This window comes from Pseudomonas sp. LBUM1651 (assembly GCF_059716135.1).
Genome location: NZ_CP166805.1, coordinates 1,840,055 through 1,857,110, shown reverse-complemented (window position 1 = coordinate 1,857,110; position 17,056 = coordinate 1,840,055). Strand labels below are relative to the sequence as shown.

The 17,056-nt window shown below is 58.4% G+C and carries 13 protein-coding genes; 2 read left to right on the top strand and 11 right to left on the bottom strand.

Features of this window, described 5'->3' with window-relative positions:
- Nucleotides 1-100: 100 nt before the first annotated feature.
- The 11 genes from ACA066_RS08595 to mtnA all read right to left on the bottom strand — a co-directional run bounded on the left by ACA066_RS08595 (nt 101) and on the right by mtnA (nt 14,858).
- A complete protein-coding gene (locus ACA066_RS08595) occupies nt 101-1,183 on the bottom strand; it encodes an LPS O-antigen chain length determinant protein WzzB (RefSeq protein ID WP_497698864.1) in 1,083 nt (360 codons plus the stop codon).
- Nucleotides 1,184-1,443: 260 nt separating this feature from the next.
- Nucleotides 1,444-1,740 (bottom strand): integration host factor subunit beta, encoded by a 297-nt coding sequence (gene ihfB / locus ACA066_RS08590; protein WP_497698863.1) that lies wholly within the window; start codon nt 1,738-1,740, stop codon nt 1,444-1,446.
- A gap of 151 nt (nt 1,741-1,891) precedes the next feature.
- Nucleotides 1,892-2,170: a hypothetical protein gene (locus ACA066_RS08585; protein WP_497698862.1), complete on the bottom strand. Its 279-nt coding sequence runs from the start codon at nt 2,168-2,170 to the stop codon at nt 1,892-1,894.
- Nucleotides 2,171-2,396: 226 nt separating this feature from the next.
- A complete protein-coding gene (rpsA, locus tag ACA066_RS08580) occupies nt 2,397-4,091 on the bottom strand; it encodes a 30S ribosomal protein S1 (RefSeq protein ID WP_007939922.1) in 1,695 nt (564 codons plus the stop codon).
- 120 nt (nt 4,092-4,211) lie between these two features.
- The gene (cmk, locus tag ACA066_RS08575; protein WP_008148720.1) at nt 4,212-4,901 is read right to left on the bottom strand and encodes a (d)CMP kinase; all 690 of its coding nucleotides are present in this window, start codon (nt 4,899-4,901) and stop codon (nt 4,212-4,214) included.
- Nucleotides 4,898-7,105 (bottom strand): bifunctional prephenate dehydrogenase/3-phosphoshikimate 1-carboxyvinyltransferase, encoded by a 2,208-nt coding sequence (locus tag ACA066_RS08570; protein WP_497699831.1) that lies wholly within the window; start codon nt 7,103-7,105, stop codon nt 4,898-4,900. The genes cmk and ACA066_RS08570 overlap by 4 nt, the downstream gene beginning before the upstream one ends.
- Before the next feature lie 28 nt (nt 7,106-7,133).
- Nucleotides 7,134-8,246, bottom strand: a complete 1,113-nt coding sequence (hisC, locus tag ACA066_RS08565; RefSeq protein ID WP_497698861.1) for a histidinol-phosphate transaminase — start codon at nt 8,244-8,246, stop codon at nt 7,134-7,136.
- 10 nt (nt 8,247-8,256) lie between these two features.
- Nucleotides 8,257-9,351, bottom strand: coding sequence for a prephenate dehydratase (gene pheA, locus ACA066_RS08560; protein WP_007899727.1), 1,095 nt, complete (start codon nt 9,349-9,351; stop codon nt 8,257-8,259).
- Nucleotides 9,351-10,436, bottom strand: coding sequence for a 3-phosphoserine/phosphohydroxythreonine transaminase (serC, locus tag ACA066_RS08555; RefSeq protein WP_033055817.1), 1,086 nt, complete (start codon nt 10,434-10,436; stop codon nt 9,351-9,353). Before serC ends, pheA begins: the two co-directional genes overlap by 1 nt.
- Before the next feature lie 263 nt (nt 10,437-10,699).
- A complete protein-coding gene (gene gyrA, locus ACA066_RS08550) occupies nt 10,700-13,354 on the bottom strand; it encodes a DNA gyrase subunit A (RefSeq protein ID WP_497698860.1) in 2,655 nt (884 codons plus the stop codon).
- Nucleotides 13,355-13,781: 427 nt separating this feature from the next.
- Nucleotides 13,782-14,858, bottom strand: coding sequence for an S-methyl-5-thioribose-1-phosphate isomerase (mtnA, locus tag ACA066_RS08545; protein WP_497698859.1), 1,077 nt, complete (start codon nt 14,856-14,858; stop codon nt 13,782-13,784).
- Nucleotides 14,859-14,965: 107 nt separating this feature from the next.
- Here mtnA and ACA066_RS08540 point away from each other — a divergent pair, with 107 nt between their 5' ends.
- Nucleotides 14,966-16,300, top strand: coding sequence for a TRZ/ATZ family hydrolase (locus tag ACA066_RS08540; protein ID WP_497698858.1), 1,335 nt, complete (start codon nt 14,966-14,968; stop codon nt 16,298-16,300).
- Between the two features lie 57 nt (nt 16,301-16,357).
- Entirely contained in the window at nt 16,358-17,056 is a 699-nt protein-coding gene (ubiG, locus tag ACA066_RS08535; protein ID WP_497698857.1) for a bifunctional 2-polyprenyl-6-hydroxyphenol methylase/3-demethylubiquinol 3-O-methyltransferase UbiG, read from the top strand.

Here is a 17,056-nt window from a genome sequence, read left to right as displayed (position 1 = left end):
CTAGGTGCAGGAAACCAGACCTCCTTTCCAGCACCCGAACGCCCTGTCCAGGCGGGAGAGCGTATTCCGTTGCGAAGAGACAGGGGGGGAGCATTCAGTGTCAGGCGGTTCTGTACTGAAGTGGTGCCAGGAAAAAACCACGAATCAGTGCCACGGAACAACCAATCACGCCCCCCAGGATCAAGCCTAATAAAATGATGAAAAATTTTCTTGGTTTGATGGGTGCGACTGGGCGATCAACTACGCCATCCTGATGAAAAACAGCGATGTCATATTTGCCAGACTCCATTTCTTTATACAAAGTGTATTGAGCCTGCAGCTTTCTGAGTCCAGGAATGAATGAATCGTTCGTCGTTCGCTTTTGAAGGTTTCTTAGCTGAGCTTCAAGTGCTTTGGTTCCCCGCAAGTAGGTAAGACCACCCTCCATGTCCCCAGCCAGCTTCCCCCCCCCGCCCCCAGCAAATACAACCGAGTCCTCTAGTCTGCTCGCCTTCGCAACAGATAAGGCTTCCTCTAAGTGAGTAATGGCATCCAACCGCTTTCTTTCCCCCGATTCACGAAGCATGTCGATGCTGGCCTGAAGGTTACCGGCTAAAACCGTAACGCCCTTGACCGCGCTATCTAACACCTCATGCTCGGCACGCTTTGCTGCCTCAGCTACATAAAGGTTAGCCCACTCCGTAATTTTTTCCGGATTGACGCCTTGAAAAGTCACCGACCAGCTCCCCGCCACCTCTTTTTTATCAAGGGGTGAAATTATCAAATTTTTTGAAAACTCGGTGTATGTGGGGACGCCTGCGCTATTAGCATCATCAGACAATCCTGGAATATAGACATTCTTAAAAAATGATTGGCGCAAAGATTGAGACTGGAGATTACGTAAAAAAATCTTGTAGATATCTTCTACCGTAAATTTTTTTAAATCAGATTTGTCGTTTCGACCATAATTCAGACTAGCAATATCTTCAATCTTCGGGGGCGACACGTAATATTTCGCTTCGAATACAGGCGTGACCATAAATGCATAAGCCGCGAAGGAAAGCACAAAGACAAATGTGATTGCGATAACTAACCACTTCTGTAGCCACAGCACTTTAAAAAGTTCTAGCAAATCAACCTCGTTTGAACGAGGCTTAGCTGCAGTATGGCCTTGCATAGGGTACTCCGGTTTCATTAATTCCATTTCGCTCAATCTATCCTAGCCTCGACGCTTTAATCTCGCACCCACAAACCAGGTCATTACCGGGCCCGCCCCCCACCCCACTAGCAACGCCATGACAATATAGGCTGCGAATGGTAACTGTGGAGTCGACCACCCGAAAAAAGTTAGTGTTGCGGGCTGATTATTTTCTAGTACAAATATAACTACAAGCGCGACTAGAAATAATATCAACGAAAGCGTCGTTATACGCTTGACCCTACTCATCTACGTCCCGCCGGCGATTAAAGATCATGTTCTTCCTCCTCATTAACCCGATCCCGCAGTTCCTTACCCGGTTTAAAATGGGGGACGAATTTACCGTCGAGGCTAACCGACTGACCGGTCTTCGGATTACGCCCTACTCGCGGCGCCCGATAATGCAAGGAGAAGCTGCCAAACCCACGAATCTCAATCCGATCACCGGTGGCCAGACATTGTGACATTTGTTCAAGCATAGTCTTGATAGCCAGCTCCACATCCTTCGATGAGAGCAGCCCTTGATGGGTGACAATTCGTTCGATCAACTCCGACTTCGTCATATTTTTCCCTTCTTTTTCAAGCAGCTAGGAAAATCGCTTCAAAGGTTTTAGCATGCCCGGAGGAATTTGAACAGCCCGAGTATTGACATATCTTTGCCAGCATTCCGCTGCCTTGGTCCTGGGCGCATTACACTGTTCACACCTAAAGCACTCATCTGCAGATAACCAGCATCGTGCGCGTCAGATAACCCGCCGGGTTAAAGCCAAACGGATATTCATCTTCATCTTTGGCATCATCTGATCTTGTGACTACTTTATAGCCAGAGCCTTTGCACTCTTTGGCAGCGCGCTTATGGCACTTCTCCCAGCCCGACCCCAATCCCGAACAATCCACCTCAATGCCACTGACACCACGCACGGCATGAGTTTTGGCACTTGTGGCACAACCCGCCAATGTCAGTAATGCTATTGCGACGATGAGCTTGTTCATTCATTTCCTTATGCCGGGCGCCCCGCCCGACTTTCGTTCGCTTTCGGCTAAAGACTAGCTGCAAATAAGCGATTGATCCGATTAAAGAAAGAGACAGCTTCTTGAGGTGATTGGTTTCACGTTGAACATGGCGACTGGGGGGGGGGAGGCAAGCACCGCACTCACCGAATCGCAGACACAAAAAAGGGCGACCGAAGTCGCCCTTTTTCTAATGGTCCGACAGAACTTAGTTCTGTTTTTCCATTTGTGCACGCAACAGGTCGCCCAGAGTGGTAGGACCAGGAGCAGCAGTGTCCGAAGCTGGCTTGTCGCGCAGGCTCTGGATTGCTTCTTTCTCTTCTTCAACGTCTTTCGACTTGATGGAGAGCTGGATTACACGGCTCTTGCGGTCAACGCTGATGATCTTGGCTTCTACTTCTTCGCCTTCTTTCAGAACGTTGCGCGCGTCTTCAACGCGGTCACGGCTGATTTCGGAGGCTTTCAGAGTCGCTTCGATATCGTCGGCCAGAGTGATGATGGCGCCTTTAGCGTCAACTTCTTTCACGATGCCTTTAACGATTGCGCCTTTGTCGTTCTCTTGAACGTACTCGGAGAACGGATCGCTTTCCAGTTGCTTGATACCCAGGGAGATGCGCTCGCGCTCTGGGTCAACCGACAGGATAACGGTATCCAGCTCGTCGCCCTTCTTGAAGCGGCGAACGGCTTCTTCGCCCACTTCGTTCCAGGAGATGTCGGACAGGTGAACCAGACCGTCGATGCCGCCGTCCAGACCAATGAAGATACCGAAATCGGTGATCGACTTGATGGTGCCGGAGATTTTATCGCCCTTGTTGAACTGGCCAGAGAAATCTTCCCATGGGTTCGATTTGCACTGTTTGATGCCGAGGGAGATACGACGACGCTCTTCGTCGATGTCCAGAACCATAACTTCCACTTCGTCGCCGACTTGTACGACTTTCGAAGGGTGGATGTTCTTGTTGGTCCAGTCCATTTCGGAAACGTGTACCAGGCCTTCAACGCCTTCTTCCAGCTCAGCGAAGCAGCCGTAGTCGGTCAGGTTGGTTACACGAGCGGTAACGCGAGTGCTTTCTGGGTAACGGGCTTTGATAGCAACCCATGGATCTTCGCCCAGTTGCTTCAGGCCCAGGGAAACACGATTGCGTTCGCGATCGTACTTCAGAACCTTGACATCGATCTCGTCGCCAACGTTGACGATTTCGGAAGGATGCTTGATACGCTTCCAAGCCATGTCGGTAATGTGCAGCAGGCCATCGACGCCACCCAGATCGACGAATGCGCCGTAATCGGTGAGGTTCTTGACGATACCTTTGACTTGTTGACCTTCCTGCAGGGATTCCAGCAGAGCTTCACGCTCAGCGGAGTTCTCGGCTTCGAGGACGCTGCGACGGGAAACGACAACGTTGTTGCGTTTCTGGTCGAGTTTGATGACCTTGAATTCCAGCTCTTTGCCTTCCAGGTGCGTAGTATCGCGCACAGGACGGACGTCAACCAGGGAACCTGGCAGGAACGCACGGATGCCGTTAACGTCGACAGTGAAGCCGCCTTTAACCTTACCGTTGATAACGCCCTTGACCACTTCCTCGGCTGCGAAGGCAGCTTCCAGAACAATCCAGCATTCAGCGCGCTTGGCTTTTTCACGGGACAGCTTGGTTTCACCAAAGCCGTCTTCAACCGAATCCAGCGCTACGTGAACTTCGTCACCAACGTTGATGTTCAGCTCGCCAGCGTCGTTGTAGAACTGCTCAAGCGGGATGAGTGCTTCAGACTTCAGGCCAGCGTGAACGGTTACCCAGCGAGCCTGGTAATCGATATCAACGATAACACCGGTGATGATGGAGCCTGCCTGAAGGTTCAGGGTTTTTAGGCTTTCTTCAAAGAGTTCCGCAAAGCTTTCGCTCATTTTAATTCCTGTTGATGAGGGCGAAGAATACGCCCATCTCCACATCCCAGACGATGTGGGTTAGTTTCAATTAAAAGAAGCGCCACAGGACTATGACTGGTCCCCTGCGAAGCTTCTTGGTCACCCGGCGATATCGCGAATGGCGATCTCGCTCATGATGCGTTCCAGCACCTGATCGATGGATAATTCCGTGGAATCCAGCTGGATGGCGTCAGCCGCCGGTTTGAGCGGGGCTACCGCTCGCTGGGTGTCACGCTCGTCGCGGACACGTATCTCATCTAGCAGACTCGACAGACTAACACCATCGACTTTGCCCTTCAACTGCAAGTATCGACGGCGCGCACGCTCCTCGGCACTGGCAGTGAGGAATATCTTCAGCGGCGCATCGGGAAAAACCACCGTGCCCATGTCGCGACCATCGGCCACCAGGCCCGGTGCTTCCTGAAACGCCCGCTGACGCTGCAGCAGAGCGTCGCGCACGGCCGGCAAGGCGGCCACTTGCGAGGCCCATGCGCCCACTTGTTCGTTGCGCAGATCATCGGTGACATCGTCACCTTCGAGGATGATGCGCTGCGGATGACCTTCGGTCGCCCCGACGAACTGCACGTCCAAATGAGCCGCGAGCAGTTTCAGCGACTCTTCATTGGTCAGATCCACGCCGTGGTTGCGCGCGGCAAATGCCAGCAGACGATACAGCGCACCGGAATCCAGCAGGCACCAGCCCAGACGCTTGGCCAGAATCCCGGCGATAGTGCCTTTACCCGACCCGCTCGGGCCGTCGATGGTGATGACCGGTGGCTTGATAATCACGACTGAGCCTCTTGTGCAACACGGATACCGACCTGTGCGCACAGCGCCAGGAAGTTCGGGAACGAGGTCGCGACGTTGGCGCAATCATGGATGCGGATCGGTGCAGTGGCGCGCAGGGAAGCAACGCTGAAAGCCATGGCAATCCGGTGATCGCCGTGACCGTGCACTTCGCCGCCGCCGATCAGGCCGCCGTCGATGATGATGCCGTCCGGGGTCGGCTCGCATTTGACGCCCAGCGCCAGCAAGCCATCGGCCATGACCTGGATCCGGTCCGACTCTTTGACTCGCAGCTCTTCTGCACCGCGCAGGATGGTGCGCCCTTCAGCACACGCCGCCGCCACGAACAGCACCGGGAATTCGTCGATGGCCAGTGGCACCAGCGCTTCGGGAATCTCGATGCCTTTGAGTTTAGCTGCACGTACGCGCAGGTCCGCTACCGGCTCGCCGCCGACTTCACGCTGGTTTTCCAGGGTGATGTCAGCGCCCATCAGGCGCAGGATATCGATTACGCCGGTACGGGTCGGGTTGATGCCGACGTGCTCGAGCACCAGCTCGGAACCTTCGGCGATCGACGCCGCCACCAGGAAGAACGCCGAGGACGAAATATCGCCCGGCACTTCAATGTGGGTCGCGGTCAGCTTGTGCCCGGACTCGACCGATGCGGTTGCGCCGTTGACAGTGACCGGGTAGCCGAAACCACGCAGCATGCGCTCGGTGTGGTCGCGGGTTGGCGCAGGCTCGGTGACTGTGGTCTTGCCATCGGCGTACAGACCCGCCAGCAGCAGGCAGGATTTAACCTGGGCGCTGGCCATCGGCATGGTGTAGGTCAGGCCTTTGAGCTTGTTGCCACCACGGATGGTCATCGGCGGACGACCTTCTGCAGCGGTCTCGATCACGGCACCCATTTCACGCAGCGGATTGGCCACGCGATTCATCGGACGCTTGGACAGCGAGGCGTCACCCGTCAGAGTGCTGTCGAAGTTCTGCGCAGCCAACAGGCCGGACAGCAGACGCATCGAGGTGCCGGAGTTGCCCAGATAGATCGGGCCCGGCGCAGGCTTCAGGCCATGCAGGCCGACGCCGTGGATGGTCACGCGCCCATGGTGCGGACCTTCGATCACGACACCCATGTCGCGGAAGGCCTGCAAGGTCGCCAGAGCGTCTTCGCCCTCGAGGAAGCCTTCGACTTCGGTGACGCCCTCGGCGAGGGAGCCGAGCATGATCGAACGGTGGGAAATCGATTTGTCGCCCGGTACACGAATCCGCCCAGTCAGGCGGCCACCAGGTTGTGCCAGGAAAATCAGGTCGTTGGAGTTCATAGCGTCCACATAAGCCCGGCGGGCCAGGATTTTACTGAAATGTTCGCGGGCAACCCGGGCGCGAGTGAATACGCCCAACAATTGGTGCCCATCCCCTGCATCGACCGCGTCGCGCAAGGCGTCGAGGTCGCTGCGAAATGTATCGAGTGTGCGCAGGACAGCTTCGCGGTTGGCGAGGAAGATGTCGTGCCACATGACCGGGTCGCTTCCCGCAATTCTTGTGAAATCGCGAAAACCGCCGGCAGCGTAACGGAAGATCTCAAGGTTTTCATTGCGTTTGGCCAATGAATCGACCAAACCGAACGCCAGCAAGTGCGGCAAATGGCTGGTCGCCGCCAACACTTCGTCGTGACGCTCGACCTGCATGTGCTCGACATCGGCGCCCAGTTCACGCCACAAACGGTCGACAACGGCCAGTGCCGCCGGATCGGTTTGATCCAGCGGCGTCAGAATCACTTTATGGCGACGGAACAGCTCGGCATTGGAGGCTTCCACCCCGCTCTGCTCGGAACCGGCAATCGGATGGCCAGGCACGAAACGCGCCGGCATGCCGCCAAACGCTTCGGTCGCGGCGCGCACGACATTGCCTTTGGCGCTGCCGACGTCGGTCAGAATCGCTTGCCCCAGGTCCATGCCGGCCAAGCGCCCAAGCATCTTTTCCATGGCAAGGATCGGCACGGCCAGCTGAATCACGTCGGCGCCCTGACAAGCGACCGCCAGGTCTTCTTCGCAGCGATCGACCACACCCAACTCAACCGCGAGCTTGCGCGACTGCGGGTCGAGATCGACGCCGACCACTTCGCGGCACAGGCCGCTTTCACGCAAACCCTTGGCAAACGAACCGCCAATCAGCCCCAGACCGACCACCACCAGGCGACCGATCATAGGTTCAGCAGATTGCAGAGCAGTGACATCAACCACGGGCCAGAACCTTGGTCAGCGCCTCAAGGAAGCGGCTGTTTTCCGCTGGCAAACCGATGGTGATGCGCAGGTGGTTCGGCATGCCGTAGTTGGCCACCGGACGCACGATCACGCCTTCGCGCAGCAACCCCTGGAAAACCGGGGCCGCCACACGACCCAGATCGACGCAGATGAAGTTGCCCTTGGACGGAATCCAGCTCAGCCCCAGCTCACGGAAGCCCGCTTCCAGTTGCTGCATGCCGGCTTCGTTCAGGCGGCGGCTTTCAGCCAGGTAGTCGGTGTCTTGCAACGCAGCGCACGCGGCGGCCAGGGCCAGGCTGTTGACGTTGAACGGCTGACGCACGCGGTTCAGCACGTCGGCAACCACCGCGGTGGACAAGCCATAACCGACCCGCAGCGCCGCCAGGCCGTAGGCCTTGGAGAAGGTTCGCGAGACCAGCAGATTCGGGTAGGCCGCCAGGTAGTCGAGACCATCCGGCAGGTCACTGCCTTCGGCGTATTCGATGTAGGCCTCGTCCAGCACCACCAGCACGTGTTCCGGTACGTCCTGCAGGAACTCGTCCAGCGCTTCGGCGCCAAACCAGGTTCCGGTCGGGTTGTTCGGGTTGGCGATGAAGACCACGCGGGTATCGGCGTCGATGGCAGCCAGCATGGCCGACAGATCATGCCCCCAGTCTTTCGCCGGAATCACTTTGGCGGTAGCGCCGACGGCTTGCGTGACGATCGGATAGACCGCAAACGCGTGCTCGCTGAACACCGCGTTCAGGCCCGGAGCCAGATAAGCGCGAGCGACCAACTCCAGAATGTCGTTGGAGCCATTGCCCAGCGTCACCTGATTCAGTTCGACGCGGCACTGGTCGGCCAGCAGGGTCTTGAGCGCAAAACCGTTGCCATCCGGATAACGGGTCAGTTCGGCCAGCTCTTCACGAATCGCCGCCAGCGCCTTCGGACTGGCGCCCAACGGGTTTTCGTTGCTCGCCAGTTTGACGATGCTGGCCGGATCGATATTCAGCTCGCGCGCCAGTTCGTCCACAGGCTTGCCCGGAACGTAAGGCGAGAGTTGTTGCACGCCTGGCTGTGCCAGAGCGAGGAAGTTGCCACTCATTTGCTACCCCTTAGAGAACTGCTTTCGGGTAGGAACCCAACACTTTAAGTGCCACTGCTTCCTGACTGATTTTTTCCAGCACACCTTTCACCAGCGGATCGCGGTGGTGGCCGACGAAGTCGATAAAGAACACGTAGGTCCATTTACCACTGCGCGAAGGGCGCGTCTCGATACGCGTCAGGTCGATGCCGTTGTCGTGGAACGGCACCAGCAACTCGTGAAGCGCGCCGGGTTTGTTGCTCATCGACACGATGATCGAGGTCTTGTCGTCGCCGGTCGGAGGCACTTCCTGGCTGCCGATCATCAGGAATCGCGTGGAGTTGTCCGGGCGATCCTCGATTTTCTCAGCCAGACGGGTTAGCCCGTACAAGCCTGCGGCCATGTCGCCGGCGATCGCCGCCGAGTTCCACTCACCCTTGACCCGCTTCGCCGCTTCGGCGTTGCTCGAAACCGCCACGCGCTCGACATTCGGGTAGTGTGCATCCAGCCACTTGCGGCACTGGGCCAGCGACTGGGCGTGGGAATAGATGCGGCTGATGCTGTCGGTCTTGGTGTTTTCACCGACCAGCAGGTGATGGTGAATCCGCAACTCGACCTCGCCACAGATGACCATGTCGTGTTCGAGGAAGCTGTCGAGGGTGTGGTTGACCGCGCCCTCGGTGGAGTTTTCCACCGGGACCACGCCAAAATTCACCGCGCCAGCCGCCACTTCGCGGAACACTTCGTCGATCGCCGCCATTGGCTTGCTGATCACCGCGTGACCGAAATGCTTCATGGCCGCCGCTTGGGTGAAGGTGCCTTCAGGGCCGAGGTAAGCCACTTTCAGCGGCTGTTCGAGGGCCAGGCACGAGGACATGATTTCGCGGAACAACCGCGCCATCTCTTCGTTGCCCAACGGACCCTGATTGCGCTCCATCACACGCTTGAGCACCTGAGCTTCACGCTCAGGACGATAGAACACAGGCACTTCGCCTTCGGCCAGCGAGGCCATCTTTACTCGCGCAACTTCCTGGGCGCAGCGTGCGCGCTCACTGATCAGCTCCAGGACTTTTTCGTCCAGGGCATCAATGCGCAGGCGCAGTGCCTTGAGTTCTTGCTCAGACATTAGCCGTGTTCCTTCTCGAACTCTGCCATGTACGAAATCAGTGCGTTGACCGCAACGATGTCGACGGCGTTATAGATGGAGGCGCGCATGCCACCCACGGAACGGTGACCCTTGAGATTCAGCAGGCCACGCTCGTCGGCTCCGGCCAGGAATGGCTTGTCCAGACGATCGTCAGCCAGACGGAACGGCACATTCATCCACGAGCGATCCGACTTGTTGATCGGGTTGCTGTAGAGGCCGCTGGCATCGATGAAGTCGTACAGCGTGCGCTGTTTCACTTCGTTGAGCTTGCCGATGGCTTCGACACCACCCTGCTCTTTCAGCCACTCGAACACCAGACCGGACAAGTACCAGGCCAGGGTTGGCGGGGTGTTGTACATCGAGCCGTTATCGGCCGCGACCTTGTAGTTGAGCATGGTCGGGCACAGGGAGCGGGCATGACCCAGCAGGTCTTCGCGAACGATATTGACGACGATTCCGCTCGGGCCGATGTTTTTCTGGGCGCCGGCGTAGATCATGCCAAAACGCGAAACATCGATCGGACGCGAGAGAATGTCCGAGGACATGTCAGCGACCAACGGAACGTCACCGGTTTCCGGGACCCAGTTGAATTCCAGGCCGCCAATGGTTTCGTTCGGCGCGTAGTGAACGTAGGCCGCGTCTTTCGACAGCTTCCATTCGTTTTGACCAGGGATAGCGAAATAGTCGTAAGGCTTGGCGGTGGCGGCGACGTTGACGTTACCGTAGCGCGAAGCTTCTTCGATGGCTTTCTGCGACCAGATACCGGTATCGATATAGTCGGCAGTGCCGCTTTCCGGCAACAGGTTCAGAGGGATCTGAGCGAATTGCTGGCTGGCGCCACCTTGCAGAAACAGCACTTTGTAGTTCGAGGGGATATTCAGCAGATCACGCAGATCCTGCTCGGCCTTGGTCGCAATGGACACGAACTCATCACTGCGATGGCTCATTTCCATGACCGAGAGGCCCTTGCCGTGCCAATCAAGGAGTTCACCTTGGGCGCGCTGCAGGACAGCTTCGGGAAGTGCCGCAGGACCGGCACAGAAGTTATAGGCTCTCTTGCTCACATCCAATCTCGCTCTGATTTGGTGGTATCACGCAGTAAATACAGTGTGATCATTCCCCGCAGGACGTGGGAGCGATCAACTGTAGGAGCGAGCTTGCTCCGGGCGGCGTTCCGACGATGGACTTGAGGGCGCCGCGTTTAATCAGAAAACCCGCGTCATCGTTAACGTCCATCGCGAGCAAGCTCGCTCCTACAGGGACATCATTATTTCCAAAGGGACAAACAACAAGGGGGCGAATTTTCATCCGCCCCCTGTTTGTCCGCTTACTCTTGCGGTTCTTCGTCAGCGGCGGCGTCGAGTTGCTGGTCTTCAACTACGTCGTCGATCACGACTTCACCGTCGAACACTGCGCCCTCTTCACCTTCCAGCTCTTCGCCTTCGACTTCCGACGGCTCCTGAACCCGTTCCAGGCCTACCAGCGTTTCATCGCTGGCCAGCTTGATCAGGGTCACGCCCTGGGTGTTACGACCCAGACTGGAGACTTCGTCGACACGGGTACGAACCAAAGTACCCTGGTCGGAAATCAGCATGATTTCCTCGCCGTCGAGCACCTGAACCGCGCCGACCAGACGGCCGTTACGGTCGTTGCTGACCATGGCGATAACGCCCTGACCGCCACGCTTGTACTCAGGGAACTCGGTGATCGCCGTGCGCTTGCCGAAACCACGAGCCGAAGCGGTGAGGATCTGGCTGCCTTCTTCCGGGATCAGCATGGAAATCAGCTTCTGGCCTTCCGGCAGACGCATGCCGCGGACACCGCGAGCGGTACGGCCCATGGCGCGAACGTCGGTTTCCTTGAAGCGAGTGACCTTGCCACCGTCGGAGAACAGCATGACTTCACGATCGCCATCGGTAATGGCGGCGGAAATCAGTACGTCACCTTCATCCAGTTCCAGCGCGATCAGACCGACGCTGCGTTGACGGCTGAAGGATTCCAGCGGGGTCTTCTTCACGGTGCCTTTGGCGGTGGCCATGAAGATGAAGTGACCTTCGGTGTATTCCTCGACCGGCAGCATGGTGGTGATGTATTCATCACTGTCCAGCGGCAGCAGGTTGACCAGCGGACGACCACGGGCAGCGCGGGACGCTTCCGGGATTTCGTAGGTTTTCAGCCAGTACACCTTGCCTTTGCTGGAGAACAGCAACAGCGTGGTGTGGCTGTTGGCGACCAGCAGGTGAGCGATGTAGTCCTCATCCTTGACGCCGGTAGCCGATTTGCCTTTACCGCCACGACGCTGGGCCTGGTACGCAGCCAACGGCTGGGTCTTGGCGTAGCCACCGTGGGAAATGGTCACGACGCGCTCTTCTTCCGGGATCATGTCACCCAGGGTCAGGTCGAGACGGGCATCGAGAATTTCGGTGCGGCGCACGTCGCCGTATTCGGCACGGATCACTTCCAGCTCTTCGCGGATCACTTCCATCAGGCGCGTGGCGCTGTTGAGGATGCGGATCAGCTCGCCGATCTGGTTGAGGATCTCTTGGTACTCGGCCAGCAGTTTTTCGTGTTCCAGACCGGTCAGGCGGTGCAGACGCAGTTCCAGAATGGCTTGCGCCTGTTCCGGCGACAGGAAGTACTTGCCTTCGCGCAGACCGTATTGCGGATCGAGGTTTTCCGGACGGCACGAATCGGCACCGGCACGTTCAACCATCGCGACCACGGCGGAAGATTCCCATGGCGTGCTGATCAGCGCTTCCTTGGCTTCCGACGGGGTTGGCGAGGCCTTGATCAGGGCGATGACCGGGTCGATGTTCGACAGGGCAACCGCTTGACCTTCCAGAATGTGGCCACGTTCGCGGGCTTTACGCAGTTCGAACACGGTGCGACGGGTAACGACTTCGCGACGGTGACGAACGAAGGCTTCCAGCAGGTCCTTGAGGTTCAGGATCCGCGGACGGCCGTCGATCAGCGCAACGATGTTGATACCGAACACCGCTTGCAGCTGGGTCTGGGCGTAGAGGTTGTTGAGGATCACCTCAGGCACTTCACCACGACGCAGCTCGATCACGACGCGCATACCGTCCTTGTCGGACTCGTCGCGCAGTTCGGTGATGCCTTCCAGCTTCTTCTCTTTTACCAGCTCGGCGATCTTCTCGATCAGACGGGCCTTGTTCAACTGGTAAGGGAGTTCGGTGATGACGATCTGCTGACGGCCACCGACCTTGTCGATGTCTTCGATCATCGAGCGGGCGCGCATGTAAATGCGGCCGCGACCGGTGCGGTAGGCTTCGATGATGCCGGCGCGACCGTTGATGATCGCGGCAGTCGGGAAGTCCGGGCCGGGGATGTATTGCATCAGCTCATCGATGGTCAACTCGGGGTTGTCGATGAGCGCCAAGCAACCATCGATGACTTCACCGAGGTTGTGCGGCGGAATGTTGGTCGCCATGCCCACGGCGATACCGCTGGAGCCGTTGACCAGCAGGTTGGGAATACGGGTCGGCATGACCGCCGGGATCATTTCGGTGCCGTCGTAGTTCGGCACCCAGTCCACGGTTTCTTTATGCAGGTCGGCCAGCAGTTCGTGCGCCAGCTTGGTCATGCGCACTTCGGTGTATCGCATGGCCGCGGCATTGTCGCCGTCCACCGAACCGAAGTTGCCCTGACCGTCTACCAGCAGGTAGCGCAGCGAGAATGGCTGCGCCATCCGAACGATGGTGTCGTACACCGCGGTATCACCGTGCGGGTGATACTTACCGATCACGTCACCGACAACACGGGCAGATTTCTTGTACGGCTTGTTGAAGTCGTTGCCCAGCTCGCTCATCGCGAACAGCACACGCCGGTGCACGGGCTTCAAGCCATCGCGCGCATCCGGCAGTGCCCGCCCGACAATTACGCTCATCGCGTAGTCGAGGTAGGACTGCTTCAGCTCGTCTTCGATATTGACCGGGAGGATTTCTTTGGCCAGTTCGCCCATGAGAAGCCTGATTCCTTTTTCTGGTGAAACTTCGTCACATCCATATGGGACGAACGAAGCTCGCCGATGCAGGCTGAGTGCCAATGCACCGACTTACGACAAATCAACGAGTTATGCCATGGATCTGCGCAGTAAAGGCAGCCACATCGGGCCACCTTGGAAACCGCCGGATGTTATCACAAGAGCCGCCACGCACCTATCCCCCAGATGCGCATGGAGTGTAGTTAGTTGACTGGTGGCAGGCTTGAAGGGGACGAGAGGGGGCTTAGAGCCGCTCCGAATGCAGAATTCGCGACTGAATTACGGATGTTTATTGACATTGAGGGCCTCATCGCCAGCAGGCTGGCTCCCACAGGATCGGTGCCGATCACAAAACCTGTGGGAGCCAGCCTGCTGGCGATGGCGTTTCACAAGGCACCGGACGCCCTCAATGCAAACGCTTGCGGCACATCAACTGCGCCATCTTCGCGGCATCCGGCCGCTCGACAATGCCTTTTTCGGTCACGATGGCATCGATCAGGTCCGCAGGCGTCACATCGAATACCGGGTTGAACGCATCGACATCCGCCCCGACCCGCTTGCCGCCCACTTCCAGCAACTCGCGGCCGTCACGCTCTTCAATCGGAATGTCGTCGCCACTGGCCAGGTTCATGTCGATGGTCGAACTGGGCGCCACCACCATGAAGCGCACGCCGTGGTGCATGGCGTTCACCGCCAGTTGATAAGTACCGATCTTGTTGGCCACGTCGCCATTGGCGGTGATCCGGTCGGCGCCGACGATGACCCAGGTAATGCCTTTGGTCTTCATGATGTGGGCGGCGGCGGAGTCGGCATTGAGGGTCACGGGAATGCCTTCGTTGGCCAATTCCCATGCGGTCAATCGAGAACCCTGCAGCCACGGACGGGTTTCGTCGGCATAAACGCGCTCGACCATGCCTTCGATGAACGCCCCGCGAATGACCCCCAGCGCCGTGCCGAAACCGCCAGTGGCCAACGCGCCGGTGTTGCAGTGGGTCAGGATCGCCTGCGCGTTGCCCTGATGCTTGCGGATCAGGTCCACACCCAATTGCGCCATGGTCAGGTTGGCTTCACGATCACTTTCGTGAATGGCAATGGCCTCCGCTTCCAGCGCCGCCAGTGGGTCGGCATCGCCCTTGATACGATCAAGGCGGTCACGCATGCGACTCAAGGCCCAGAACAGATTCACCGCCGTCGGACGGGAATCGGCCAGCAACGCGTAATCCTCTTCCCACGCTGCCTGCCAGTCACCGCCCTCGGCAATTCGGGCGCGAGCTGCCAGCACCATGGCATACGCGGCACTGATGCCAATCGCCGGCGCGCCACGCACCACCATCGAACGAATGGCCTCGGCCACGCCAGCAGCGCTGGTGCAGGCAATCCAGGTTTCCTCGAACGGCAAAATACGCTGGTCCAGCAAGTACAGGGCACCATCACGCCAATCGATGGCCTTCACCTTCTCCGCAGCCAACAGTCGATCGCGCATCCCACACCCCGTACTCAGTAACAAAGCGGCCGATTATAGCGATCCCCCCGCGAAGACGCTCGGGTATACTTCGCCATCCTTTACAAAAGCACTGGAACCGACTCTCGATGCCGAACACTGCCGCTGCGCTCGACCTGTTATTGCTGCCGACCTGGCTGGTACCCGTCGAACCCGCTGGCGTTGTCCTCAAAGAGCATGGCCTGGGCATTCGCGACGGTCGCATTGTCTTTATCGGCCCGCGCGCGGCTGCGCTGAAGCTTGACGCAACCGAAGTCCGCGAACTGCCGGACATGCTGCTCAGCCCCGGCCTGATCAATGCTCACGGGCATGCGGCGATGACACTGTTCCGTGGCTTGGCCGACGATATGCCGCTGATGACCTGGCTGGAAAACCACATTTGGCCGGCAGAAGCCAAGTGGGTCGATGAGGCCTTTGTACGCGATGGCACCGACCTTGCCATCGCCGAACAGATCAAAGGTGGCATCACCTGCTTCTCTGACATGTATTTCTTCCCGAAGGTTGCCAGCGAACGCGTGCATAACAGCGGCATTCGCGCGCAAATCGCAATTCCGATCCTCGACTTCCCGATCCCGGGCGCCAGCACGGCGGACGAGGCCATTCGTCAGGGCGTCGAACTGTTCAACGATCTCAAGCACCACGAGCGCATAAAAGTCACCTTCGGCCCCCACGCGCCTTACACCGTGGGCGACGAAAACCTGGAGAAAATCCGGGTGATCGCCGAGGAGCTGGATGCGTCGATCCACATGCACGTCCACGAAACCGCCTTCGAAGTGCAGCAGGCGGTCGAGCAGCGTGGCGAGCGTCCGCTAGCCCGACTGGCGCGCTTGGGCCTGTTGGGGCCGCGCTTCCAGGCGGTTCACATGACTCAGATCAGCGATGAAGACCTGGTGATGCTGGTAGAAAGCAACACCAATGTGATTCATTGCCCGGAGTCGAACCTGAAGCTGGCCAGCGGTTTCTGCCCGGTGGAGCGCTTGTGGCAGGCGGGCGTCAACGTGGCCGTCGGCACCGATGGCGCGGCCAGCAACAATGACCTCGACCTGCTCGGCGAAACCCGCACCGCCGCATTGCTGGCCAAAGCCGTCGCCGGGTCGGCCACCGCACTGGACGCCCATCGCGCCCTGCGCATGGCCACGCTCAACGGTGCCCGCGCCCTGGGCATCGAGGCCGAGGTCGGTTCGCTGGAAATCGGCAAAGCCGCGGACATGGTCGCGTTCGACCTTTCCGGCCTGGCGCAGCAACCGGTCTACGACCCGGTTTCGCAGCTTATATACGCCACCGGCCGGGACTGCGTGAAACACCTTTGGGTGGGTGGCAAGCAACTGCTCGACGACCGTCGCCTGACCCGTCTGGATGAAGAACAGCTTTGCGCCACCGCCAAGGCCTGGGGCCAACGCATCAGCGGCCACACCGAATCGTAAGCACCCCGGGGCCAACCGTCGGGGCAACAGGATTTTTCAAGTTTTAGAGGATGAACCATGAGTAACGTCGACTACGCCGAAATCGCTAAATTCGAAGCCCTGGCCCATCGCTGGTGGGACCGCGAAAGCGAATTCAAACCGCTGCACGACATCAACCCGCTGCGGGTCAACTGGATTGACGAACGCGTCAACCTTGCCGGCAAGAAAGCCCTCGACGTCGGTTGCGGCGGCGGCATCCTCAGCGAAGCCATGGCTCAACGCGGCGCGACCGTGATGGGCATCGACATGGGCGAAGCGCCGCTGGCCGTCGCTCAATTGCATCAGCTGGAATCCGGCGTAAGCGTCGAATACCGCCAGATCACCGCCGAAGCCCTGGCCGAAGAAATGCCCGAGCAGTTTGACGTGGTCACTTGCCTGGAAATGCTTGAGCACGTGCCGGACCCATCGTCCGTGATCCGCGCCTGCTTCAAAATGGTCAAACCGGGTGGCCAGGTATTCTTCTCCACCATCAACCGCAACCCGAAGGCGTACCTGTTCGCCATCGTGGGTGCCGAATACATCATGAAGCTGCTGCCGCGCGGCACTCACGACTTCAAGAAATTCATCCGACCTTCCGAGCTCGGCGCCTGGAGCCGCATGGCCGGCCTGACCGTCAAGGACATCATCGGCCTGACCTATAACCCGCTGACCAAGCACTACAAACTGGCCTCCGACGTGGACGTCAACTACATGATCCAGACCCTGCGCGAGGAATAA